This is a genomic window from Microbacterium sp. NPDC055357, assembly GCF_053644835.1.
The window spans coordinates 353933-377445 of the sequence record NZ_JBSHLZ010000002.1; the positions used below are offsets into that span (position 1 = coordinate 353933).

The window sequence follows — 23513 nt, forward strand, 5'->3', positions numbered from 1 at the left end:
CCCCCTCGGCACGACCCACCCGCTCGGCAGCACCCGCCGCCTCGGCAGCACCCGCCGCCTCGGCAGCACCCGCTCCCTCGGCAGCACCCGCTCCCTCGGCAGCACCCGCCCGCTCGGCAGCACCCGCTCCCTCTGCGGCACTCGCGCCCCCTCGGCAGCACCCGCCCCCTCGGCAGCACCCGCCCCCTCGGCAGCGCCCGCCGCCTCGGCAGCCCCACCCCTCGGCAGCACCCGCGAGCCGGCAACCCCCGCCCTCTCGGCGGCACGCGCGACGATGGCGAGGGCTCAGCGCGCCGGCCATGCCCTCCGCGCGCCGGGCGGGGTCATCCTCCGGCAGCGGCCTCGGCTGGCGCAGCATCCTTCAGCGGCCACAGCTGATCGAGCAGCTGATCGACCCACGCGATGAGCTCCGCATCGCGCAGCGCCTCGCCGCCCGCCGTCGGCAACGGCACGACGAGCGCGTCACCGCCCGAGATGAGCTTCGCCTTGGGATGCAGCCGCTGCAGCCGCACGCGCATCGAGTCCGGCAGATGCGCCGGCGCGATGCGCAGGTTCGGACCCATCGCGACGACGTCGGCGAGCCCCGCGCGAGCGGCGCGTCGGCGCAGGCGGGCGACCGCGATGAGCCCGTCGACGTCGCCCGGCATGTCGCCGTAGCGGTCGGTGAACTCGTCGACGACGAGGTCGATCGCGTCGTCCTTCGCGCTGAGGGATGCCGCGGCCGAGAGCTTCTGATAGGCCTCGAGCCGCAGCCGTTCGCTGTCGATGTACGACTCGGGAATCCGCGCCTGAACGGGCAGCTCGAGCCGCAGCTCGGTCGGGCCTTCGACGTCGTCGCCGCGGAACGTCGCGACGGCCTCGCCGATCATGCGCAGGTACAGGTCGAACCCGACCCCCGCGATGTGGCCGGCCTGTTCGGCGCCCAGAAGATTGCCCGCGCCGCGGATCTCGAGATCCTTCAGCGCGACCTGCATTCCCGACCCGAGGTCGTTGTTGACCGCGATCGTCTCGAGACGGTCCGCTGCCGTCTCGGACAGCGGCTTCATCTCGTCATACAGGAAGTACGCGTACGCCCGCTCGCGCGCGCGGCCCACACGCCCGCGCAGCTGGTGCAGCTGCGACAGCCCGTACTTGTCGGCCCGATCGATGATGATCGTGTTGGCGTTGGAGATGTCCAGCCCCGTCTCGACGATCGTCGTGCACACGAGCACGTCGAACCGGCGCTCCCAGAACGCGTCGACGACCTCTTCGAGCGCGTGCTCGCCCATCTGACCGTGCGCGACGGCGATGCGCGCCTCGGGCACGAGCTCGGCGAGGTCGGCGGCGACCCGCTGGATCGACTGCACGCGATTGTGCACGAAGAAGATCTGTCCTTCGCGCAGCAGCTCACGACGGATCGCCGCCGCGATCTGCTTGTCATTGCGCGGACCGACGAACGACAGGATCGGATGCCGGTCCTCGGGCGGCGTCTGCAGCGTCGACATCTCGCGGATACCGGTGACCGCCATCTCGAGCGTCCGCGGAATCGGCGTGGCACTCATCGCGAGGATGTCGACGTTCGTCTTCAGCTTCTTGAGCGCGTCCTTGTGCTCGACGCCGAAGCGCTGCTCCTCGTCGACGATCAGGAGCCCGAGGTCTTTGAAGATGACCTTCTCGGTCAGGATGCGGTGCGTTCCGATGACCATGTCGATCGTGCCGTCGGTGAGCCCCGCGAGCACGTCGCGCGCCTGCTTGTCGGTCTGGAACCGGGACAGCGCCTTGACCTTGACGGGGAACCCGGCGAACCGCTCGGAGAACGTCTCCAAGTGCTGCTTGACCAGGAGCGTCGTCGGCACGAGCATCGCGACCTGCTTGCCGTCCTGGATCGCCTTGAACGCGGCCCGCACAGCGACCTCGGTCTTGCCGAATCCGACGTCGCCCGACAAGAGCCGGTCCATCGGGATCGGCTTCTCCATGTCGGCCTTGATCTCATCGATCGTCTGCAGCTGGTCAGGAGTCTCGGCGAACGGGAAGGCCTCTTCGAGCTCGCGCTGCCACGGCGTATCGGGTCCGAACGCATAGCCCTTCGCGGCCATCCGCGCCGAATAGAGCTTCACGAGCTCGACCGCGATGTCGCGCACCGCCTTGCGCGCCTTGCCCTTGGCCGCCGCCCAATCGCTGCCGCCCATCTTCGACAGCGTCGGCGCCTCGCCCCCGACGTAGCGCGAGAGCAGGTCGAGCTGATCCGTCGGCACGAAGAGCTTGTCGCCGGGGTAGCCGCGCTTGGAGGGCGCGTACTCGAGCACGAGGTACTCCCGCACGCTCTTGACGGGATTGCGCCCGCCGCTGGACACCTCGCGCTGCGTCAGCTCGACGAAGCGCCCGATGCCGTGCGTCGCGTGCACGACGTTGTCCCCCGGCTTGAGCTGCAGCGGATCGACCACGTTCTTGCGACGCGACGCGAGCTTCTTGACGACACGCTGGTCTCCGCCGATCGTGCGCCCGTAGAACTCGGTCTCCGTGAGCACAGCGAACTTGGCGTCTGCCACCTCGAATCCGCGTTCGAGAGGCGCCGCGACGATGTGCGCCACACCGGCATCCGGGATCTCGCTCAAGGTGTCGACCTTGCGAGCCGCGATGCCGCGTTCGGCGAGCACGTCGCGTGCGCGATCCACCAGCCCCGCACCCGATGCCGCCACGACGACGCGCCATCCGTCGGCGAGCAGCTGGCCGACGTGCGCCGTCGCGCCGTCGACGTTGCCCTGGAACGAGGGCACGGATGCGCCGGGCACGCGAAGCGCGGAGGCCTGCTCGAGAGCGACGTCGATGTCGATGTCCTCGCCGGCCTCCTGCGCTTCTCGAAGCGCGGCGATCGCGTCGGAGGCGCCCGAGTCGAACGCGCTCAGCGTCCACCACACGGCGCGGCGCGCGTGCGCCGCCTCGCGCAGGTGCGGCAGCGTGACGAAATCGCCCGCGCCGAGGTCGATCGGCGCCTCGGCACCCGCCGTCGCGGCATTCCACGCCGCCTCGAGGAACTCGCGGTTCGTCTCGCCGAGCGTGATGGCACGCGTCACGGCACGCTCGGGATCGACGAGCGCGATGGCGGCGCCCTCGGGCAGGTAGTCGGCGAACGTCACGATGCGATCCGCGACGGCCGGAAGAAGGGATTCCATCCCCTCGACGGGGATCCCCTCGGACATCTTCTCGAGCATGCCCCGCAGACCGGGGAAATCCTCGGCGAGAGCGCCGGCACGGGCACGGACGTCGGGCGTGAGCAGCAGCTCGCGGCTGGCGATGAGCTGCACGGCGGGCACGTCGCCGGGAAGCGAGCGCTGATCGGCGACCGAGAACGCGCGGATCTGGTCGACCTCGTCGCCGAAGAACTCGATGCGATACGGGTGGGGCGCCGTGGGCGGGAAGACATCGAGGATGCCGCCGCGCACGGCGAACTCGCCGCGGCGCGACACCATGTCCACGCGCTGGTAGGCCAGCTCGACCAGGCTCAGCGCGATCGTCGCGAGATCGTGGTCGCGCCCGCCGACAGCGAGCTCGACGGGCGGCACGTCGGTGAGCCCCGCCGCGAGCGGCTGGATCGCGCCGCGCACCGAGGTCGTCACGACGAGCGGCGAGGTGCCCTCCCACCGTGCGATGCGGCCGAGCACATCGAGCCGATTGCCGACGATCTCGGCCGACGGGCTGAGACGTTCGTGCGGCAAGGTCTCCCACGCGGGGAAATGCATGACCTCAGCGCCGGGAAGCACGGAGGCGAGCGCGGGCCCGAGCGCATCGGCGCGGCGACCCGTCGGGGTGATCACGAGAAGCATCGGCGGGTGTCCTGCCGCGCGGCGTCTGTCGAGCAGCGCCGCCAGCAGCGGGGCATCGAGGCCTTCGACGAGCGAGAAGTCGGCGTCGGCGGATGCTGCGCCCGCGGCATCCCGGAAGGACTCAGCCTGTTCGAGGGCGCGCACGATCCCGGGAACTGTCACCGCAGAAGTCTACGCGGGACGGCGGACATGCGCGCCGCGCGGCGCTCGTAGGATGAACGGATGAGCGATCGACAGCACCTCGGCAACGTCCCGATGGGTGCGCCCTACGCTCCGCCGTACGTCCTGCCGCGCGCCGTCGCGATGCCGCCTCCTCCCCCGCAGCCTCGCGCCGCGACGACCGGGATCGTCGCGCTCGTGGCCGCACTCGTGGCATCCGTCGTCGCGCCGCTCGTCGTCGCGTTGGCGGCGTACGGCATCGGTTCGGCGGGGATCGACTTCGTCCGGCTCGTGAGCGGGCCGAACCTCGACTGGGCGGCGCTGAGCCCCGTACGCGACATCGTGCTGCTCGCGGAGGTCGCGGGATGGGCGGGCACGACGGCCGGGATCTGGGCTCTCGTGCAGGGCATCATCGCGATCGCGACCGGCGCGGGCCGGGGTCAGGGCATCACCGCTGTCGTCCTCGCCGTCGGCGGCCCGGTCATCTTCGCCGTCGCCGCGGTCGGCGCACTCGCGCTCGGGCTGGCGGCCGCCCCGTACTGAACCGCGTCACACGCGCGGAGCGTGGTGCTTCTGCTGCGCCGCGAGCAGCCCCTCGCCGACGAGCTGCTCGACGGCGTCAGCGGCGTCGGAGAGCAGAATGGGCAACGTCTTGCGCTCGGTGGTGCCGAATGGGTCGAGGACCCAGTCCGCGGCATCCTGACGCCCCGGAGGTCGCCCGATGCCGACGCGCACGCGCGGGAACTCCGGCGTGCCGAGGGCCTTCGCGACGTCGCGCACGCCGTTGTGACCGCCGTGACCCCCGCCCGTCTTGAGCTTCAGGCTGTCGAACGGGATGTCCAGTTCGTCGTGCACGACGATGACATGGCCGGGTTCGATGCCGTAGAACTTCGCGAGCCCGGCGACCGGGCCCCCTGAGACGTTCATGAAGGAGTTCGGCTTCGCCAGGATCAGCTTCGCCCCGCCCGGCCGCAGCCACGTCTCGGCGATGCGAGCGTTCGCCTTGTGCGCCTTGAAGCCCTCGCCGCGTCGTGCCGCGAGTTCGTCGACGACGAGCTGCCCCACGTTGTGTCGGGTCGTTTCGTAGCGCGGCCCTGGATTGCCCAGGCCCACGACGAGCCATGCGTCTGCCATGCCCACCATCCTGCCCGAACGGCCGCCGCCCGAACGCCGAAGGGGTGCGTCGCCCTGTCGGACGACGCACCCCTTCGTGAGCGTGCGGAGTCTTACTCGGCGCTCTCGGCCGACTGCTCTGCGGCGACGGCGGCATCCGCCTCGGCGATCTCATCCTCAGCGGCGATCGCGGCGGCGGGCACCGAGATGGCGACGATGAGCGTCTCGGGGTCGGCGATGAGCGACGAGCCCTTGGGCAGCGTGAGGTCGGCGGCGGTGATGTGCGCGCCTTCCTCGAGGCCTTCGATGTCGACCTCGATGCTCTCGGGGATGTGGGTCGCCTCGGCCTCGAGCAGGATCGTCGGTGCGTCGAGGTTGGCGATCGTGCCCGGGTAGGACTCGCCGAGCACGACGACGGGAACGTCGACCTGGACCTTCTCGCCCTTCTTCACGACGAGCAGGTCCATGTGCTCGATGATCTGGCGCACGGGGTCGCGCTGCACGTCCTTGACGAGCGTCAACTGCGACGCGCCGTCGATGTCGAGGTCGAGCAGCGCGTTGGCGCGGCGCACGAGGAGCGACACCTGGTGGCCCGGCAGTGCGACGTGCACGGGGTCGGTGCCGTGGCCGTAGACGACGGCGGGGATCTTGCCCTCGGCGCGGAGGCGACGGGCGAAGCCCTTGCCGAAGCTGTGGCGGGTCTCGGTGGCGACCTTGTTGTCGAGTTCGTTCGACATGATGTTCTCCTTGGGGCACGCGGCCCGTTCGCTCTTCGGGCACCGCGCTTCTCGCGGGCCCACGTATGGGGGTCTCGACTCGAACGCGAGCGCGTGAGGAAACCTGAAAGGCCTGCACACCCCCGTCGATAACGGATGCCGCGACGTGCCGCCGTGGCGGCATGCGACGATCCCTCGCCGAAGTCCACCCCGAGTCTACCAGCGCTCCCGCTACGATGATGAACGGACCATCCTGCCCCGACCCAGAGGACCCGTGACCATGGACACTCAGCTCGCCACGACCGTCATGATGGGGCTCATCGGCCTCATGAGCGCCCTCGGGCTCATCGCTCTCGTCGGGGCGTTCTGGTCGATGGGCCGTCAGGCGTACCGCAAGGACTGATCGCGCCGGCCGCCGTCCGTACCCGCGCGATCGCGCCACGCGTTGCGCCCCGAACCGTCCCCTCATCGAACCCAGGAGCACGTGTGACGCAGAGCGACCCCTCGACCAGCAACGACATCTCGACCGATCGCGACGATCAGCCGGGTTCGGCTCCCGCGCACGAGGGCGCGCCGCGCCCCGAAGAGGTCGAACGCCCGGTCCCGGAACCGGAGGGTCCGGATGCCGCGCCCGCCGCGACGGCGAACATCGGTGTCGTGGGGCTTGCGGTGATGGGGTCGAACCTGGCGCGCAACCTCGCGTCGCGCGAGGGAAACACCGTCGCGGTGTTCAACCGCACGTACGCCAAGACCGAGGAGCTCGTCACGGCGCACCCCGAGGCGGGGTTCGTCGCGACCGCGTCGTACGAGGAGTTCGCCGCATCGCTCGTGCGCCCGCGGACGGCGATCATCATGGTCAAGGCGGGCCCGGCGACCGACGCCGTGATCGACTCGCTCGTGTCGGTGTTCGAGCCCGGTGACATCATCGTCGACGGCGGCAATGCCCTGTTCACCGACACGATCCGCCGCGAGAAGGCCGTGCGCGACACGGGCATCAACTTCGTCGGGATGGGAGTCTCCGGCGGCGAGGAGGGCGCGCTGCTCGGGCCCTCGCTCATGCCGGGCGGTTCGGACGAGTCCTGGATCACGCTGGGACCGATCCTGCGGTCGATCGCCGCGGTCGCCGAGGACGAGCCGTGCGTGACGCACGTGGGTCACGACGGCGCAGGGCACTTCGTGAAGATGGTGCACAACGGCATCGAGTACGCCGACATGCAGCTCATCGCCGAAGCGTACGACCTGATCCGGCGAGCGACGGGCAAGAGCCCCGCCCAGATCGCCGACATCTTCGCCGAGTGGAACACCGGCGAACTCGAGTCCTACCTGATCGAGATCACCGCCGAGGTGCTCCGCCAGACGGATGCTGCCACGGGCGAGCCGCTCGTGGACGTCATCCTCGACCAGGCCGGCGCGAAAGGCACCGGCGCGTGGACGGTGCAGACCGCGCTGGACCTCGGCGTGCCGGTGTCCGGGATCGCGGAAGCGACCTTCGCCAGGTCGCTGTCCGCTCAGGCCGGACAGCGCCCCTACGGTGTGAACCTTCCCGGACCCGACCGCGACCTCGACGTCAGCGACGTGGACGCGTTCATCGAAGACGTCCGCTTGGCGTTGTACGCGTCGAAGATCGTCGCGTACTCGCAGGGGTTCGACCTCATCCGCGCCGGCGCCGCCGAGTACGGCTGGGCGATCGACCTCGGCGCCATCTCGAAGATCTGGCGGGCCGGGTGCATCATCCGTGCCCAGTTCCTCAACCGCATCGCCGACGCCTACACGCAGGACCCCGGGCTGCCCCTGCTCATGGCCGCCCCGTACTTCGACGAAGCGCTCGGCCGGGCACAGGGTGCGTGGCGACGCATCGTCGCGGACGCCGCAGCCAGTGGCATCCCCTCTCCCGCGTTCGGTTCGTCGCTGGCCTATTACGACGGGATCCGCGCCACGCGCCTGCCCGCCGCGCTCATCCAGGGCCAGCGCGACTTCTTCGGTGCCCACACCTACCGCCGCATCGACCGCGAGGGCACCTTCCACACCCTCTGGTCCGGCGACCGCACCGAGATCGACGCCGAAGACACCCACTGACCCCCACCCGCGAGACTGCACCGGGGCGCCGAGACTGCGGGGTTCACCCGCTGTCTCGCCCCGCCGTTGCAGTCTCGCGGTCAACGGGTTCATAGGGAGCGCACAGCCGGCGCATAGCGCTCGCCATAGGAAACCCATAGGTGCGGGCGCAGAATGGGAGGCGTGAACGCCACTCCCTCCCTGCACCGGCCCGACGGCACCGCCCTGCGCGTGCTCGTCGTCGACGACGAGCAGATGCTCACCGACCTGCTCTCGATGGCGCTGCGGATGGAGGGCTGGGAGGTGCGCGCCGCGTCCTCGGGCACCGAGGCACTGCAGGCGGCGCGCGAGTTCGAGCCCGACGTCATGGTGCTCGACGTCATGATGCCCGACCTCGACGGGATGGCCGTGCTGCAGCGGCTGCGCCAGTCGGGCGACAACGTGCCCGTGCTCTTCCTCACGGCGAAGGACGCCGTCGCCGACCGCGTCGCGGGCCTCACGGCGGGCGGCGACGACTACGTCACGAAGCCGTTCAGCCTCGAGGAGGTCGTGGCACGCCTGCGCGGACTCATGCGCCGCGCCGGCACGGCGCACCCGAGCGGCAGTGAGCCGATCCTGCGCGTCGGCGACCTCAGCCTCAACGAGGACAGCCACGAAGTCGAGCGCTCCGGCACCGAGATCGAGCTCACGGCGACCGAGTTCGAGCTGCTGCGCTTCCTCATGCGCAACCAGCGCCGCGTCGTATCCAAGGCCCAGATCCTCGACCGCGTCTGGAACTACGACTTCGGCGGGCGCTCCTCCGTCGTCGAGCTCTACATCTCGTACCTGCGCAAGAAGATCGATGCGGGCCGCGAACCCCTCATCCACACCGTGCGCGGCGTCGGGTACATGATCAAGGCCCCGCAGTGACGGATGCCGCGGCCCCGGCACCGCCGACGGGTCGGCGCCCCTGGACTCTGCAGAACCGCCTGATCGGCACGGTCGTCGCGATCGTCTCGCTCATCCTCGTGCTCGTCGCGGTCGCGATGAGCGCGATCCTGGGCACCGTCCTCGAGCAGCGCCTGAACGCGCAGCTGACGTCGACCGCGAACCGCACGGCGCTGTGGATCGGGCCGATGCTGAGCGCGGGGATGACGGCCGCCGACGTGCTGCGCGAGAACCCGCAGCCGGCCGGCTCGCTGCTGGCGATCTCGTCGCCCTTCGGCGAGGCCACGGCCGCTGTCGTGCAGGACGACGGCACCGTCGCGACGCTGGATGACGACCAGATCTCGCAGATCGCGCAGGGACTGCGCGTGCAGGGGCCCATCGTCGCCTCGATCGACGACGTCGGCACGTACCGGCTCGAGCCCCTCCGCGCGGGAGCGACCGTCGTCCTGGTCGGGCTCTCGCGCGCCGATGTCGCCACGACGATCGGCCAGATGCTCACGACGATCACCCTCCTCACGCTCGGTGGCCTGATGCTGCTCAGCGTCGCGACGGCGTGGACGATCCGCGTGGGGCTCGCGCCGCTGCGCGCCGTCGCCGACACCGCGGCACGGGTTTCGGCGCTGCCGCTCGCCGAGGGCGCCGTCTCGCTCACCGAGCGCGTGCCGGCCGCGCAGGCCGATCCGCGCACCGAGGTCGGGCGAGTCGGCGAAGCCCTCAACACGATGCTCGACCACGTCGCGGTCTCGCTCGACGCGCGTCAGCGCAACGAAGAGCGGATGCGGGCATTCGTCGCCGACGCGAGCCACGAGCTGCGCACGCCTCTCGCCTCGATCCGCGGGTACTCCGAGCTGTCGCTGCGGGCCCTTCGGCAAGCTCAGGGACCGGCTGTGGCTCAGGGACCGACTGTGGCCGCGGCACGCGGCGGGGCTCAGGGACCGGCCGAGGCCCAGGGACCACGCGGCGCCCAGGGACCGGGTGGCGCGCCCGAGGTCACCGGCATCGCGTGGGAGACGACGGAGGCGTCGCTCGAGCGCATCCAGGCGCAGTCGCTGCGGATGACGGCGCTCGTCGAGGACCTGCTGCTGCTCGCGCGTCTCGACGAGGGGCAGGAGCTCGTCTACGGCTCAGTCGACCTGTCGCGCCTCGTGATCGATGCGACCGGCGATGCCCAGGCCGCGGCATCCGATCACGAATGGTCGCTCGACCTCGATGAGAACCCCGTCGTCGTCGCGGGCGACGCCGGGCGCCTCACGCAGGTCGTCGCCAACCTGCTCGCCAACGCGCGCATCCACACCCCCGAGGGCACGCACGTCGCGGTCTCGGTGCGGCACGACGGCCGAGAGGCCGTCGTGAGCGTGCACGATGACGGCCCCGGCATCGACCCCGCCGTCGCCGACGAGCTGTTCCAGCGCTTCTCGCGCGGCGACCGCTCCCGCGCACGGCAGACGGGCGGCACCGGCCTCGGCCTGTCGATCGCGCAGGCGATCGCGCGCGCCCACGGCGGCACGCTGTCGGTGCGATCGGCGCCGGGCGACACGACGTTCGAGCTGCGACTGCCCGCGGCCCGGCCGGCCGACCCCCACGCCGACCCCGCGACGACGCCGGCTCAGTAGCCGCTGAACGCGTCGGTCGTGATCGAGCGCGCCCGCTCGAGCGCGGGCGCCAGGTCGGCGATCAGGCCGGGTGGACCCGAGATGTACGCGTGCCGCGACGCGATGTCGGGGACGACCTGCACGAGCCCGCCGGCGTCGAGACGCACACCGCGCGCCCACGCCCAGTGCGACGGCAGATCCGCGGGCCGGTCCCGTGTGAAGACGACGACGGGCACGCCCGTCGCTTCGAGCTCGGGGCGATAGGCCAGCTCCGACGACTCGGATGCCACGTACACGAGCACGACATCGCGGTCCTCGGCGGCGAGCTTCGCGGCGCGCAGCTGAGACACGAACGGCGTGACGCCGATGCCCGCCGCGACCATCAGGAGGGGCGCGGTCGTGCGCTTGGGCAGGACGAAGTCTCCCCACACGCCCGTGACGGGCAGCGCCGTGCCGGCCTCGACGGCCGCGAGCGCGCGCTTGTACGAACTGGGCGGCTTCGCCCCCTCGCCCTGGGCCTCGCGGAACGCGACCCGCACGAACGGCATGTCCTGCGGCGCCGAGGCGATGCTGAACTCGCGTCGGGTTCCGCGCGCGTCGGGGTGGTGGTGCGGCACCTCGAGCTCGAGGTACTGGCCGGGCACGAACCGCAGCGGACGACGGGCGAGGAAGGTCAGCTCGCGCACGGTCGGTGTGAGCTGCGTCCGGGAATCGAGGACGAGCCGCACGGACGAGCGCACCGCGAACGCGAAGGCGACGAGGTTGCCGATGATGAGCGCACGCTCCTGGCCGAGACTCATGGCGCCGAGGTCGATCGGCCAGCCCGCGAGGATGCCGACGACGGCCGCGACGATGAACTGCTGACGGCGCCGCGGCGGCAGCGTGAGCGGCTCGGACAGCATGAACGCGCCGAGGAACAGGAAGGGCGACGACGACAGGATCGGCCAGAAGATGTCGCCGATCTCGGTCGACACACCCGCCGCCTCGTACTGCGCGGCCGTGCGCATGACGGCGACGCCGACCGCGACGACGAGGAAGACGGCGATCACCCGCAGCTTCTCGGTGCGCCACAGGACGACGATGCCCAGCAGCGCGACGGGGCCGGCCATCGCGGGTGTGCCCACCCACCACGACGGCATCCCGAGCGCGGGGACGGCCAGCGCGACGAGCGTCAGCACCGTCGCGCCGACGGCGGCGGGATTGAGGATGTGCCGCCCCTGCCACGCGAGGACGTACTTCGAGAGGGATGCCACGGTCGCGGCCAGCGCGATCCCCGCGAGCCCGGCGAGATCGAGCGTCGGTCGCAGCACGAACAACAGGATGTGCGCCGTGATGAGCGAGGACTCCAGACGCCACGGCAGCGAGAGGATGCGCTGAGCCGCGGCATCCACCCCCACGCAGACGCCGGCCAGGACCGCGAGCGTCGCGAGCAGCTCGAGCGGTCCGGGAGCCACCTGGCCGAAGAACGACAGCACGAGCGCGATCCCGCCGAGCACGGCGAGCGCGAGCAGCACGAGACGGTACATCGACACGCGGCCGAGGACCGCGAAGACACGACTCCACAGGACGGTGAACGAGCCCAGCACGTCACACCACCTCGCGAGAGGCCTGGGCGGACGTGCGAGGGCGCGGCGAAGACGTGTCGGTCACGGTTCCACGGTACTGCCCGCAGCGAACAGCTCGGCCCGGCAGCCCGGCGACCATTCCACCCGGCCGTCGGTCATCATGCGCACCCAGTGGACGCCCCACTCGTGCGCGAGCCGCGGGCCCCCGTCGAAGAAGAGCGCCGTCGCGATCGCATCGGCCCGCAGCGCCGTCGCCGCGACCGCCCACGTCGCCGCGATCGCGCGCACGGGCTCTCCCGTGCGCGCATCGAGCACATGATGCAGGCCGTCGCCCCACGCACGCCGGTTGGTCGCCGAAGCGCACAGCGCGGCGTCCTCGACCTCCCACACCCCGAGGACGCGGCGGGCGTCGAAGGGGTGCTCGAGGCCGATCCGCTCCCGGACGCCGTGCATCGCCATGTCACCGCCCGCGTCGACGACGACGACGCGATGTCCCGCACGGCGGAGGAGTGCCGCGACGAGGTCGACGAGGTGCCCTTTGCCGACGGCGCCGACATCGATGAGGGCCGGACGGCGCAGCGCCAGCCGCTCATCGTCCCAGGTGAGCTGCGCCCGCCAGTCCGACGGAGCGGAGCGCGCGCCGCGATCGACGAGCGAGAAGTCGGCGTCGTACCCGCGCTGGGCGAGTGCGTCGCCCACGAGCGGCTGCACGGCGCCGGCTGTGGCCTCCGAGAGCGCGGTGTACGCGTCGAGCATGACGCGGGCATCCCCGGGAGCGGGCGCTTCTCCCCCGTCACGAGCGAGCCGGGCGACGAGCGAATCGGCGCGGAAGCGCGACCACGTCTCGTCGAACGACGAGATGACGGATGCCACGTCCCGCCGCACGGCATCGCTCACCCGATCGGGGGTCTCGACGAGCCACTCGGTGCCGATCGCGGCGAAACGCCAGTGCTCGCGGAGCGTCACCGTCTCAGTCCGCGGCGTCGGCCTTGATCGCCTCGAGCGCCTCGGCGAATCCGCCGCTCGTGAGCGAGGACCCCGCGACGCGGCTGACCGAGACCTCGTCGAGAGGCTTTCCCACGACTTCGCCCGAGATGCCGCCGATGAACTGCCCCTGGAACTGCGCGGATTCGGCGCGCTGCGGGTCGCCCACGACCGACACGTCGGTGACGACGTCGTCGGCGAGCGTCACGGTCACCGTGATCGTCTCGACCGATTCGGGCGTCGCGTAGGAGCCCTCCGCCGTGTACACGCCGTCGGCGTACGGTCCCGCGACCCGATCGCCGTCGGCCCCGGCAGAGGTGGAAACGCAGCCGGCGAAGCCGAAGGCACCCGCGATTCCGACCGCCGCCGCGGCGAGCGTGCGCGTGCGAACCGTCACGCCGCCCCGTCGAACATGCTCGTGACCGAGCCGTCCTCGAAGACCTCGCGGATCGCACGGGCGAGCAGCGGCGCGATCGGAAGGACCGTCAAGTGGGGGAAGCACTTCTCGGGCGGCAGGGGGATCGTGTCGGTCACGACGACCTCGTCGATCGCGTCGCTCTGCAGTCGCTGGGCGGCGGGATCGCTGAAGACGGCGTGGGTCGCCGCGACGATGACGCGTTCGGCGCCGTTCTTCTTGAGCGCCTCGGCTGCCTTGACGATCGTGCCGCCCGTGTCGATCATGTCGTCGACGAGCAGGCAGACCCGGCCGTCGACGTGGCCGACGATCTCGTTGACGCTCACCTGGTTGGCGACGTTGGGGTCGCGACGCTTGTGGATGATCGCGAGCGGTGCGCCGAGGCTGTCCGACCACTGGTCGGCGACGCGCACGCGTCCCGTGTCGGGCGAGACGACCGTCAGCTTCTCACGGTCTTCGGCGGACAGGGTGCGCTGGAAGTACTCCAGCAGCACGGGCTTGGCGAAGAGGTGGTCGACCGGGCCGTCGAAGAATCCCTGGATCTGGGCGGCGTGCAGGTCGACGCTCATGATGCGGTCGGCACCGGCCGTGCGCAGCAGATCCGCGACGAGACGGGCGCTGATGGGCTCGCGTCCGCGGCCCTTCTTGTCCTGCCGCGAATACGGGTAGTACGGCATGACGACCGTGATGCGCTTGGCGGAGGCCCGCTTGGCGGCATCCAGCATGATGAGCGTCTCCATGAGCCACTCGTTGACCGGCGGACCGAAGGTCTGGATGAGGAAGAAGTCGCACCCGCGGATCGAGACCTCGAAACGGGTGAGGATCTCACCCGAGGCGAAGGTGCGGTGCTCGGTCGGCACGAGCTTCGTCCCCAGACCCTGGGCGACATCACCTGCCAGCTCGGGGTGCGAGCGACCAGCCGCGACGACGAGCCGCTTCTTGGTCTTCGCGACCAGACCCGGAGTCGTGTCCCCCGAGTGATCGCGATCAGCCGTCTTGTTCTTGCGCCCCATCGTCCGCTTTCTGTGCGGACCGAGCCTTGGCCGCGACGTCCGCGGCACCGGTTCCCGGTCTGTTCATCTCGACCCACCCCTCGACGTTGCGCTGGGGGGAGACGCTGAGGGCCAGGGCACCCGCGGGAACGTCCTTGCGAACGACGGCTCCCGCCCCGGTCTTCGCGCCATCTCCGATCCTAACGGGCGCGACGAAGACGTTATGCGACCCCGTGTGCACCTCGTCGCCGAACTCGGTGCGATGCTTGGCGAGGTCGTCGTAATTGGCCGTGATGGCGCCCGCGCCCAGATTGACGTGGCGTCCGATCGTCGCATCGCCGATGTACGACAGGTGCGGAACCTTGCTGCCCTCGCCGATCGTGGTGTTCTTCGTCTCGACGAAGGTTCCGATCTTGCCGTTCTCGCCGAGGATCGTGCCGGGGCGCAGGTACGAGAACGGACCGACCGTCGCTCCCGCGCCGATGACGGCGAGCGTCGCGTCGGTGCGCTTGACGGTCGCCCCCTCCCCCACTTCGCAGTCGGACAGCGTCGTGTCGGGCCCGATGACGGCGCCCGAGGCGATCGTCGTCGCCCGCAGCAGGTAGGTGTTCGGCAGGATCGTGACATCGGGCGCGAGCGTCGCGTCGACGTCGATCCACGTCGTCGCGGGGTCGAGGATCGACGCGCCCTCGAGCTGCCAGCGACGCACCGTGCGCGCGTTGAGCAGACGCGCCGCCTCGGACAGCTGCACGCGGTCGTTGACCCCGAGCGCGACGGCGGCGTCGGGCGCCGGCGTCGCGGCGACCTGCTCGTCGGCACCGCGCAGCAGACCGACGACGTCGGTGAGGTACTTTTCGCCCTGCGCGTTGGCGGTGCCCACGCGCGAGAGCTGCACGCGCAGCGACGCCGCGCGGAAGACGTAGACCCCGGCGTTGATCTCGGTGACGGCGCGCTCCTCGGGCGTGGCATCCTTCTGCTCGACGATGCGGGCGACGGCGCCCGACTCGTCGCGGATGACACGGCCGTAGCCGGTCGCGTCATCGAGGATGGCGCTCAGCACGGTCGCGGCGGCCGCGCGCGCACGGTGCGTGTCGAGCAGTGCCGTGAGCGTGTCGGCGTCGAGCAGCGGCACATCGCCGCTGAGCACGAGCACATCGCCGTCGAAGTCCGGGATCGCCTCGAGCGCGACCTCGACGGCGCGGCCGGTGCCGGGGATGTCGTCCTGGTCGACGACGACGGCCTGAGCGTCGGTGTCGACGACGGCCTGCGCGACACGGTCGCGATCGTGGCGCACGACGACGAGGACCGACGCGGGCGAGAGGGCGCGGGCCGTGCGCACGACGTGTCCGACGAGCGGACGACCGCCGATCGGATGCAGCACCTTGGGCAGCGCCGACTTCATGCGGGTGCCCTGCCCCGCGGCGAGAACGACGACGGCCAGCGGTGTGTGCGTGTTCGACATGCTCCGCCGCCAGGATTCGAACCTGGGCCTAACAGCTCCAAAGGCTGTCGTGCTGCCGTTACACCACGGCGGACCGGCCGCGACCGCGGCACCTGACAAGTCTGCCACGACGCAGGCGGATGCGATGATGGGCGGGTGGCGGACAAGTCGGACGAAGTCGATCGCATCGTCGAGGCGTGGATCGCGCAGCGCCCCGACCTCGACTTCTCGCCGCTGGAAGTGCTCTCGCGCGTCGACCGGCTCTCTCGCCACCTCGACCGCGCGCGGCGCGATGCGTTCCGCCGCAGCGACCTGGAGCCGTGGGAGTGGGACGTGCTGTCGGCCCTGCGGCGCGCGGGCGAGCCGTTTCAGCTCAGCCCCAAGCAGCTGCTGCAGCAGACGCTCGTCTCGAGCGGCACGATGACGAACCGCATCGACCGGCTCGTCGCCCGGCGGCTCGTCCGGCGCGAAGCCGACCCGGATGACGGTCGCAGCATCCTCGTCACGATCACCGATGACGGCCGCCTGCGCGTCGACGCGGCCATCACGCGCCTCGTCGACGCCGAGGCGACGCTGCTCGCGACGCTCTCGCGCGCCGACCGCGACCGCCTCGCCGGCCTGCTGCGCAAGCTGAGCCTCGGCTTCGACCGCTGAGCGCATCCGGGCAGGCGTCGCCGCCGGCCCGGATGCCACGGGTCAGCGTCCGACGGACTCCGCGAGGTCGGCACCGGCCGACTCGTCGAGATAGCGCTCGAGGCTGTCGTCGAGCTCATCGATCCACGGCGTGTGGTGCTGCACCGCGATCGTGCCGGTCATGACCGAACGGTAGGTGCGGTCACGGTAGCCCATGATGTCCTCGGCCTTGTCATCCTTCCACGCGAGGAAGATCTCGACGACCTCATCGATGTCGAACATCGGGTAGTCGGTCGCATCGATCAGGTCGCGGATGTAGTCGCCCTGGAACCGGATCTCATCGGCGGCGCTGGCGATCGCATGGAACCGCGCGAGCCAGTGATCGATGTCGATCTGCCGCGTCGCGGCATCCGGAAGCTGGATGCGCCCGAGGATGATGTCGCGCACGAACCAGGCCTGGGCGTCGAACATGTTGAACGTGAACCACTGGTCCTGTGCGCCGAGGTAGAACACGTGCGGGTTGTCCTGCCACACGATGCCCTTGTACAGCCCCGCGGGGTAGACGCAGTTGCGCGACTCGAGGGCGAGCTCGTCGGGGAGGAAGGGGTACTTGTGCAGGTAGCCCGTGCACAGGATGACGGCGTCGATCTCGGCGACGCTGCCGTCCGAGAAGTACGCCGTCGACCCCTCGAAGCGATCGATGAGCGGACGCTCCTCGAACCCGTCGGGCCAGTCGTATCCCATGGGCTGCGTGCGATAGCTCGCGATGACGCGTCCGGCGCCCATCTTGTAGGCCTGGCTGCCGATGTCCTCGGCCGAATAGCTCGAGCCGACCACGAGTACGGTGCGGTCCTTGAGCGCCTCGGCGCCGCGGAAGTCGTGCGCGTGCATGATGATGCCGGGGAACGTCTCGACACCGGCGATCTCGGGCTGCGACGGGAAGGAGAAGTGACCGGATGCCACGATGATGCGATCGAACTCCTCGCTCGTGGTCGAGCCGTCGACGAGGTTCTCGCTCGCGAGCGTGAAGGTCTCGGTCTCGGGGTGGTAGTCCACCCAGCGCACGACCGTGCTGAAGCGCACCGCTGCGCGCAGGCCCGCTTTCTCGACGCGGCCGTTGATGTAGTCCCACAGCACCTCACGCGGCGGGTAGGACGAGATCGGCTTTCCGAAGTGCTCGTCGAAGCTGTAGTCCGCGAACTCCAGCGCCTCCTTGGGGCCGTTCGACCACAGGTTGCGGTACATGCTGGAGTGGACCGGCTCGCCGAATTCGTCGAGACCGGTGCGCCACGTGTAATTCCACTGGCCGCCCCAGTCCTCCTGCTTCTCGAAGCAGACGATCTCGGGAACTTCTGCGCCCGCCTGTTCTGCAGCGTGGAAGGCTCGCAGCTGCGCCATTCCGCTGGGACCGGCGCCGATAATCGCTATTCTCATGTATTCGTATCCTCTAGTTGCGTATCACTTGCATCTGCGTCATCGCATACATCTGCACCGCTGCGGCACGGGGAAGAAACACCACGCGCGCCGTCCGGGTTTCGGTGCTGACCGTCTTCCAGGGTATCAAGCACGCGATCAGCGGTCTTTTCCGGGTGATTGCGGGTCGTGCGCAACGCACTGCGCGGGCCCGCCCCCGAAGGGACGGACCCGCGCAGCGCTGTGGCGAGGACCGGTTACGAGCCCTGGTACGGCGCGAAGACCGTGAAGGTCTCGTCCGTCTCGAGGTTCGTCACCGTGACGGTCGCCTCACCGTCGGCGACGGACGCCGACCGTGAGTTGAGCGAGACGGCGACGGTCTTGCCCGGCGCGACCGACGAGAACGACTTCTTGCCGAAGGCCGTCTCGACGGTGATGTCCACCGGGGCATCCGCGTCGTTCCTGACCGAGACGCTCACGTACGCCGTGCTGCCCAGCGACCGCGTCGCGGTGCTGGCCGTGACGGCGAGCGAGTCTGCGAGCTCTCCGCAGTCACCGACCGTCGCGCCGCCCAGGGCGTTCGTCGCGCCGAAGTCGCTCAGCGCGGCGCTGTTCGCGTCGCACGTGAGCGTGCCGTACACGGTGTTGCCCGCGAACACGGGGCCGTACTCACCGGCGAGCCTGCTGAAGCGCTCGTTGGCGGTGACCTGCGTGTTGCCGGACAGCTCGACGCCACGACGGAACGTCGTGCCCGCCGCGGTGACGTCGCGCTCGACGCCGCTGATCGTCGCGGAGCCCTCGACGGTCGATCCGAAGATCTGGAACGTCTCGGCCCCGTCGACGGCGAGCGCACCCGAGATGACCGTGTCGGTCACCATGACGGATGCATCGCCCGTGACGGTGAGGGCACCGGCGATGTCGGCATCGGTGATGCACGTGGCACCCTCGGTGAGCGTGACGGACTCGAGCGCGCCGGTCAGCGTCTGGGTGCACTCCAGTGCCGCGCCGGGCAGTGCCGTCGCGGTGTACGAGTCGGCGTCGCCGATGTTGCCGGCGGCGTCGATCGCGCGGTGCTCGACGACGTGCGTGCCGAACCCGGGGATGAAGCCGCCCAGCGGGTGGTCATCCGGAAGGGTCTGCTCGAACGCGGCCTTGCTCAGTCCGCCCGAGCCGAGGTTCCCGTAGGTGAGGGCCTTCAGGTCGGTGCCGGAGTGGCGGAAGCGGAACGGCGAGTCCGGCATCGGCTGCTCGGGGAAGCCCGAGTAGTCGAGCCATCCGTCGCCGTTCAGCCGCAGCTGACCGACGACGTAACGCTCACTGTCGTACCCGGCGGTGGAGTCCGTCGGGTCGAGCTTCATGTCCCATCCCCCGAAGTAGATCGGGTGAGCATCGGTCGTCGAGGTCGCGAGCGACTCCGACAGCGTCCGCGGGGCGGTGGGCATGACGGCGTCGATCTTCCACGCCTGCGTCGCCGGGGCGACGTCGGGGTTCGCCGGGTCGGTGACCGAGACCGTGAGGTCGTAGGTTCCCGCGCCGAGGTCGAGCGCGCCCAGGTCGAGCGTCGTGCGCGTGCCGGACTGCACCTCGGCGCCATCGATCTTCCACGTCACCGTGGGGATGCGGTCGCTCGGGTGGTTCGTGCGGACGAAGACGACCTCGTCGCGTGCGAGCGGCGTGGACGTGAGGCTGGCCGAGGTGATCTCCGCACCGGGAGCCGACGGGACGACGGCCTCCGCACCGATGGTCCACTGCCGGGTCTGCACGAAGCGCGGGCCGTTGTAGCCCGAGTCGGTCGCGGTGTTGTTGGCCGACGGGATGCGGACCCAGTCGATGCCGTCGGGACCGACGGGGTCGCGGACCTCGACGTGGACCGTCGTGCCCTCGGGCAGGTCGAGCTCGCCGAGGTCGAGGCTGCGCTCGGGGCCCGACGCGATGATCTCGCCCTCCGGACCGCCGGCGCGCCACGTCACCGTGAGCTCGTGGAAGCGCGGCTGGCCGGACTCGGTCCACAGGACGCTGTCGGCGGGCACGACACCCTCGGGCGTCGAGGTGACGACCATCTGACCCGAGTCGCGCAGGCCCGTGATGCGGGCGACCATGTGCTCGAGACCGATCTGGTCGAAGTCGTATCCGACCCAGCGCATCATGGAGTGCTCGCTCGGACGGTACTGACCGCAGGGGTACAGGCCGCCGGATTCGTACAGGCCGATCCTGCCGCCCGAGCGGCTCTCTTCGCCGAGCCAGCGGAACCACTTGTGCTCGTCGGCGATCATCTGCTCTTCGGACGTGTACGTCGTGTGGTGGAAGCTCGTGCCCGACTCGGCACCCGTGTAGCACTGGCGGACGACGTCGCGCGAGTTGTAGGGGTACTCGTCGCGCAGCGTTCCGAGCGAGTGGCCGAGCTCGTGCAGCGAGACGACGGGACCCTGCGGGGAGCCCGCCGAGGTCGTCGCGTCGCGGCCGCCGATGCCGCCGTACGTGAAGGTGTTGGCCAGCGCGAGCGTCTGCACGTTCTGCGCCGTGCGCGGGATTCCCAGCAGCGGCGCGACGTAGTCGTCGAGGATCCGGCGCTGTGCCTGGATGCCCGTCTCGCACGGGTCGACGCCCTCGGGGTAGCGGCCGGCCTGCGACTCGCAGTCGACGGGGGCGCGCCCGTAGGTGATGCCGCGGGCGAGCGGGTCGTTGCAGCCGCTCAGAGTGAGGCGAAGTGCCGTGTTCTTGGTCGCGAGGGGTCCTTCGCGCTCACCCGTGTCGCGGATCGTGCCGTCGGGGTGACGCACGCGGCCGTCGGGGTCGCAGTGCACGCCGTAGTCGATCGACGCGAGCTGCACGGCGTAGATGTTGATGTAGTTCTTGTAGCTGCGGAAGGGCTCGGTCCCCCACAGCACGCCGAGATTGCGGTCGAGGTCGGCCATGAACAGGCTCTGCTGGTCGGCCTGGTAGCCGTCACCGAAGACGACGAGGTTCAGTCGTTCGCTGGGGTCGCCGGTCACCTGGATCGGCACGACGTTGGGCTCGGGCAGCGGGTCGACCGCCGTCGCCGTCGCTGTCGCGGCACCGCCGACGACGAGCGTTGCGGTCATCGCGACCGTCGCGAGTACCGCGCCGATCCTCGATGACGCTCTTCTGGGGGATTTCAACACGTGGACCTTCCTTTTCCGGGACGCTTCTGTGCGCCGTCACGGATCCGCACCGCTTCGTAGGGGTGCAATGGGGTTCGCCGGGCGGGGGCCCGGTGACGTGTAACACGCTACTGAAGGGGCCCGACAAAGACCATCGACAGACGTCGCACCCTCAGTAATGTTTGACATATCACAGAGGACCCTGCGACGATTCGGGCACGTCTCCTGGATTCCACAGCGGCACGACGTCGTGACAGCACCACCGGAGTCCGGACGACCAACGCAACCGCGACGCACGATGCCCCGCGGCGAAGCGGGCACGTGCTCGGACCCGACACACGTCGACGAAGGGACCCTTCACTGTGAGACTCAGAACCCCGGCCGCCGTGGCCGTCCTGGTATGCGCCGGGCTCGTCTCGGCCGCCGCGACCAGCCCCGCGACAGCGAGCACCGCGCAACCACCCGGGATCGTGATCGCCGATGGGGTGACCCAGCCCGTGCACGGCTACACCGATGCCGTGCGCGAACGCGTATGGGTCAAGGCCGGCATCGACAGCGACCGCGACGGCGTCGAGGATCTGATCCGCGTCGACATCATGCGGCCGGCCGCGACCGAAGAGGGTCTGAAGGCCCCCGTCATCATCGACAACTCGCCGTACTACACGACACTCGGACGCGGCAACGAGTCCGAGTTCAAAGCCGACGTCGACGGCGACGGCCTCAACGACCGGTGGCCCCTCTACTACGACAACTACTTCGTGCCGCGCGGCTACGCCGTCGCCCTGGTCGACATGACCGGAACCGCCGGCTCGACCGGCTGCCCGACGATCCAGGGCGAGTCCGAGAACATGTCCGGCCCCGCCGTCGTCGACTGGCTCAACGGCCGCAACACCGCCGTCGATGCGGATGGCGAGCCCGTCGTCGTCGACTGGCACAACGGCAAGTCCGGCATGATCGGCAAGTCCTACGACGGCGCGCTCGCGATGGGCGCGGCCGTGTCCGGCGTCGAGGGTCTCGCGACCGTCGTCCCGATCGGCGGACCGTACAACTACTACGACTACACGCGCACGAACGGCCTCGTGCAGCGCGGCAACAACTACCTGCGCTCCCTCGCCACGACGATCACGAACGACGACCGCGAGCGTCAGGCACGATGCGCGCCCGTGTGGGATGAGATCGACGCGGCGGACGGCGATGAGAACGGCGACTACTCCCCGTTCTGGTACGAGCGCAACTACCTCGACAAGGTCGACGAGGTGACCGCGTCGGTCTTCCTCGTGCACGGCCTGCAGGAGGAGAACGTCCGCGCCGACCACGCCTCGAAGATGTGGGCCGCCCTCGGCGAGCACGACGTCGAGCGCAAGATGTGGCTGTCGCGCACGGGCCACATCGAGCCCTTCGACTTCCGCCGCGGCGAATGGGTCGACACGCTGCACCGCTGGTTCGACCACTACCTGCTCGACATCGACAACGGGATCGACGCCGAGCCGATGGTCGACGTCGAGGTCGAGGGCGGCGTATGGGAGCAGCACGCGAACTGGCCCATCGACGGCACCGAGCACGTGGAGGTCTACCTCCGCGACGGCGCCGGCGGCGCCGGGTCGTTCGCCCTGACGCCCGCTCCGGGCGAGGCGACGGTCGCGTCGTTCGTCGACAACCCGAGCCAGACCGAGGCGCAGGCCATGAACAACCCCGAGACGACATCGGCGTCGCGGCTCGCCTTCCTCTCCGACCCGCTCGCCGAGGACCTGCGCATCTCGGGCACGCCCGTGGTCGAACTCACGGCCGCCTCCAGCCAGGACGTCGCGTACGTCGGCGCCATGCTGGTCGAGTACGGTCCGACCGAGCAGAACGACCGCGCGGGCGACGGCATCCGGCAGAACACGACGGCACCCGAGACCTGCCATGGCGAGGCGTCCGAGCACGATGACGCCTGCTACCGGATCGTGGACTACCGCCCCATCACGACGAACCAGTGGCGTGTCACGAAGGGGGCCATGGATGCCCGCAACCGCTTCTCGCTCGAGCAGGCCGCGCCGCTCGTCCCCGGTGTCGCGGAGAGCCTGAGCTTCCCGATGCTCCCCGAGGACTACACCTTCTCGGAGGGCAACCGCATCGGAGTGATCCTCGTCGGGTCGTACCGGTCGTACTCGGTCGAGACACTGCCATCCCGCCCCGAGATCACCGTCGACATGACACTGAGCAGGATCAGCCTCCCCGTCGTCGGCGGCACGCAGGCGGCCTCGGATGCCGGGATCGAAGCCCTCGCGGGAGACGTGACGGCCACGACGCGCACGCTCGGCGGCACGCCGTACGTCAGCGTCACGGCCGCCAACGACGCCGAGGTTCCCGTCGACATCACCGTCGAGACGGACTTCGGCACGAAGACGTTCTCCTCGGTCGCGCCGGGCAAGAGCGTCGCCGTCTCGTTCAACACGCGCTCGGCATCGGTCGGCGCGGGCACGGCGACGGTCACGGTGACCGGACTCGTCGACGGCGAGACCATCACCGTCACCAAGACGGCGTCCTACCCGGCGCGGTGAGTTCCGGCGGTGGGGGTGCGCTCCCGCATCCCCACCGCCG

General features: G+C 70.2%; 17 protein-coding genes and 1 tRNA gene. 7 read left to right on the forward strand and 11 right to left on the reverse strand.

The window, feature by feature from the left end; all coding sequences use genetic code 11:
• Window positions 1–323: 323 nt before the first annotated feature.
• Window positions 324–3965 carry a transcription-repair coupling factor gene (mfd, locus tag ACWICD_RS04920; RefSeq protein ID WP_454139452.1) on the reverse strand — a complete coding sequence of 1214 codons (3642 nt, stop codon included), beginning with the start codon at window positions 3963–3965 and terminating at the stop codon, window positions 324–326.
• A 60-nt stretch (window positions 3966–4025) separates the two neighbouring features.
• On the opposite strand from mfd, the gene ACWICD_RS04925 reads away from it, so the two are divergent.
• Window positions 4026–4505, forward strand: coding sequence for a hypothetical protein (locus ACWICD_RS04925; protein WP_454139454.1), 480 nt, complete (start codon window positions 4026–4028; stop codon window positions 4503–4505).
• A 6-nt stretch (window positions 4506–4511) separates the two neighbouring features.
• Here ACWICD_RS04925 and pth read toward each other — a convergent pair whose 3' ends face one another.
• Entirely contained in the window at window positions 4512–5096 is a 585-nt protein-coding gene (gene pth / locus ACWICD_RS04930) for an aminoacyl-tRNA hydrolase (RefSeq protein ID WP_454139456.1), read from the reverse strand.
• A gap of 92 nt (window positions 5097–5188) precedes the next feature.
• Window positions 5189–5812: a 50S ribosomal protein L25/general stress protein Ctc gene (locus ACWICD_RS04935; protein WP_376127091.1), complete on the reverse strand. Its 624-nt coding sequence runs from the start codon at window positions 5810–5812 to the stop codon at window positions 5189–5191.
• 259 nt (window positions 5813–6071) lie between these two features.
• On the opposite strand from ACWICD_RS04935, the gene ACWICD_RS04940 reads away from it, so the two are divergent.
• From ACWICD_RS04940 to ACWICD_RS04955, 4 genes are all read left to right on the forward strand, one after another.
• Window positions 6072–6194, forward strand: coding sequence for a hypothetical protein (locus tag ACWICD_RS04940; RefSeq protein ID WP_454139458.1), 123 nt, complete (start codon window positions 6072–6074; stop codon window positions 6192–6194).
• 245 nt (window positions 6195–6439) lie between these two features.
• On the forward strand, window positions 6440–7867 hold the full coding sequence (gndA, locus tag ACWICD_RS04945) for an NADP-dependent phosphogluconate dehydrogenase (RefSeq protein WP_376127261.1): 1428 nt from the start codon (window positions 6440–6442) through the stop codon (window positions 7865–7867).
• A gap of 162 nt (window positions 7868–8029) precedes the next feature.
• Window positions 8030–8755, forward strand: a complete 726-nt coding sequence (locus tag ACWICD_RS04950) for a response regulator transcription factor (RefSeq protein WP_376127087.1) — start codon at window positions 8030–8032, stop codon at window positions 8753–8755.
• Window positions 8752–10386 (forward strand): sensor histidine kinase, encoded by a 1635-nt coding sequence (locus tag ACWICD_RS04955; protein WP_454139460.1) that lies wholly within the window; start codon window positions 8752–8754, stop codon window positions 10384–10386. Before ACWICD_RS04950 ends, ACWICD_RS04955 begins: the two co-directional genes overlap by 4 nt.
• Here ACWICD_RS04955 and ACWICD_RS04960 read toward each other — a convergent pair.
• The 6 genes from ACWICD_RS04960 to ACWICD_RS04985 all read right to left on the reverse strand — a co-directional run bounded on the left by ACWICD_RS04960 (window position 10380) and on the right by ACWICD_RS04985 (window position 15856).
• The gene (locus ACWICD_RS04960) at window positions 10380–11948 is read right to left on the reverse strand and encodes an FAD-dependent oxidoreductase (RefSeq protein WP_454139519.1); all 1569 of its coding nucleotides are present in this window, start codon (window positions 11946–11948) and stop codon (window positions 10380–10382) included. The genes ACWICD_RS04955 and ACWICD_RS04960 overlap by 7 nt on opposite strands.
• A 63-nt stretch (window positions 11949–12011) precedes the next feature.
• Window positions 12012–12896 carry an FAD:protein FMN transferase gene (locus tag ACWICD_RS04965; protein ID WP_454139461.1) on the reverse strand — a complete coding sequence of 295 codons (885 nt, stop codon included), beginning with the start codon at window positions 12894–12896 and terminating at the stop codon, window positions 12012–12014.
• 4 nt (window positions 12897–12900) lie between these two features.
• Entirely contained in the window at window positions 12901–13311 is a 411-nt protein-coding gene (locus ACWICD_RS04970) for a hypothetical protein (protein WP_454139463.1), read from the reverse strand.
• Window positions 13308–14342 carry a ribose-phosphate diphosphokinase gene (locus ACWICD_RS04975; RefSeq protein ID WP_376127080.1) on the reverse strand — a complete coding sequence of 345 codons (1035 nt, stop codon included), beginning with the start codon at window positions 14340–14342 and terminating at the stop codon, window positions 13308–13310. Before ACWICD_RS04975 ends, ACWICD_RS04970 begins: the two co-directional genes overlap by 4 nt.
• Window positions 14317–15783, reverse strand: a complete 1467-nt coding sequence (glmU, locus tag ACWICD_RS04980; RefSeq protein ID WP_376127079.1) for a bifunctional UDP-N-acetylglucosamine diphosphorylase/glucosamine-1-phosphate N-acetyltransferase GlmU — start codon at window positions 15781–15783, stop codon at window positions 14317–14319. The genes ACWICD_RS04975 and glmU overlap by 26 nt, the downstream gene beginning before the upstream one ends.
• A 1-nt stretch (window position 15784) precedes the next feature.
• Window positions 15785–15856, reverse strand: a tRNA-Gln gene (locus ACWICD_RS04985).
• A gap of 62 nt (window positions 15857–15918) precedes the next feature.
• Between ACWICD_RS04985 and ACWICD_RS04990 the strand changes: the two genes are divergently transcribed.
• Window positions 15919–16416, forward strand: a complete 498-nt coding sequence (locus ACWICD_RS04990) for a MarR family winged helix-turn-helix transcriptional regulator (RefSeq protein ID WP_376127077.1) — start codon at window positions 15919–15921, stop codon at window positions 16414–16416.
• Between the two features lie 42 nt (window positions 16417–16458).
• Here the strand turns inward: ACWICD_RS04990 and ACWICD_RS04995 are convergent, their stop codons facing one another.
• Window positions 16459–17829 carry an NAD(P)-binding domain-containing protein gene (locus ACWICD_RS04995; RefSeq protein ID WP_454139465.1) on the reverse strand — a complete coding sequence of 457 codons (1371 nt, stop codon included), beginning with the start codon at window positions 17827–17829 and terminating at the stop codon, window positions 16459–16461.
• 236 nt (window positions 17830–18065) lie between these two features.
• Entirely contained in the window at window positions 18066–20891 is a 2826-nt protein-coding gene (locus ACWICD_RS05000) for a M64 family metallopeptidase (protein WP_454139467.1), read from the reverse strand.
• Between the two features lie 401 nt (window positions 20892–21292).
• On the opposite strand from ACWICD_RS05000, the gene ACWICD_RS05005 reads away from it, so the two are divergent.
• The gene (locus tag ACWICD_RS05005) at window positions 21293–23473 is read left to right on the forward strand and encodes a CocE/NonD family hydrolase (RefSeq protein WP_454139469.1); all 2181 of its coding nucleotides are present in this window, start codon (window positions 21293–21295) and stop codon (window positions 23471–23473) included.
• Window positions 23474–23513: the final 40 nt, after the last annotated feature.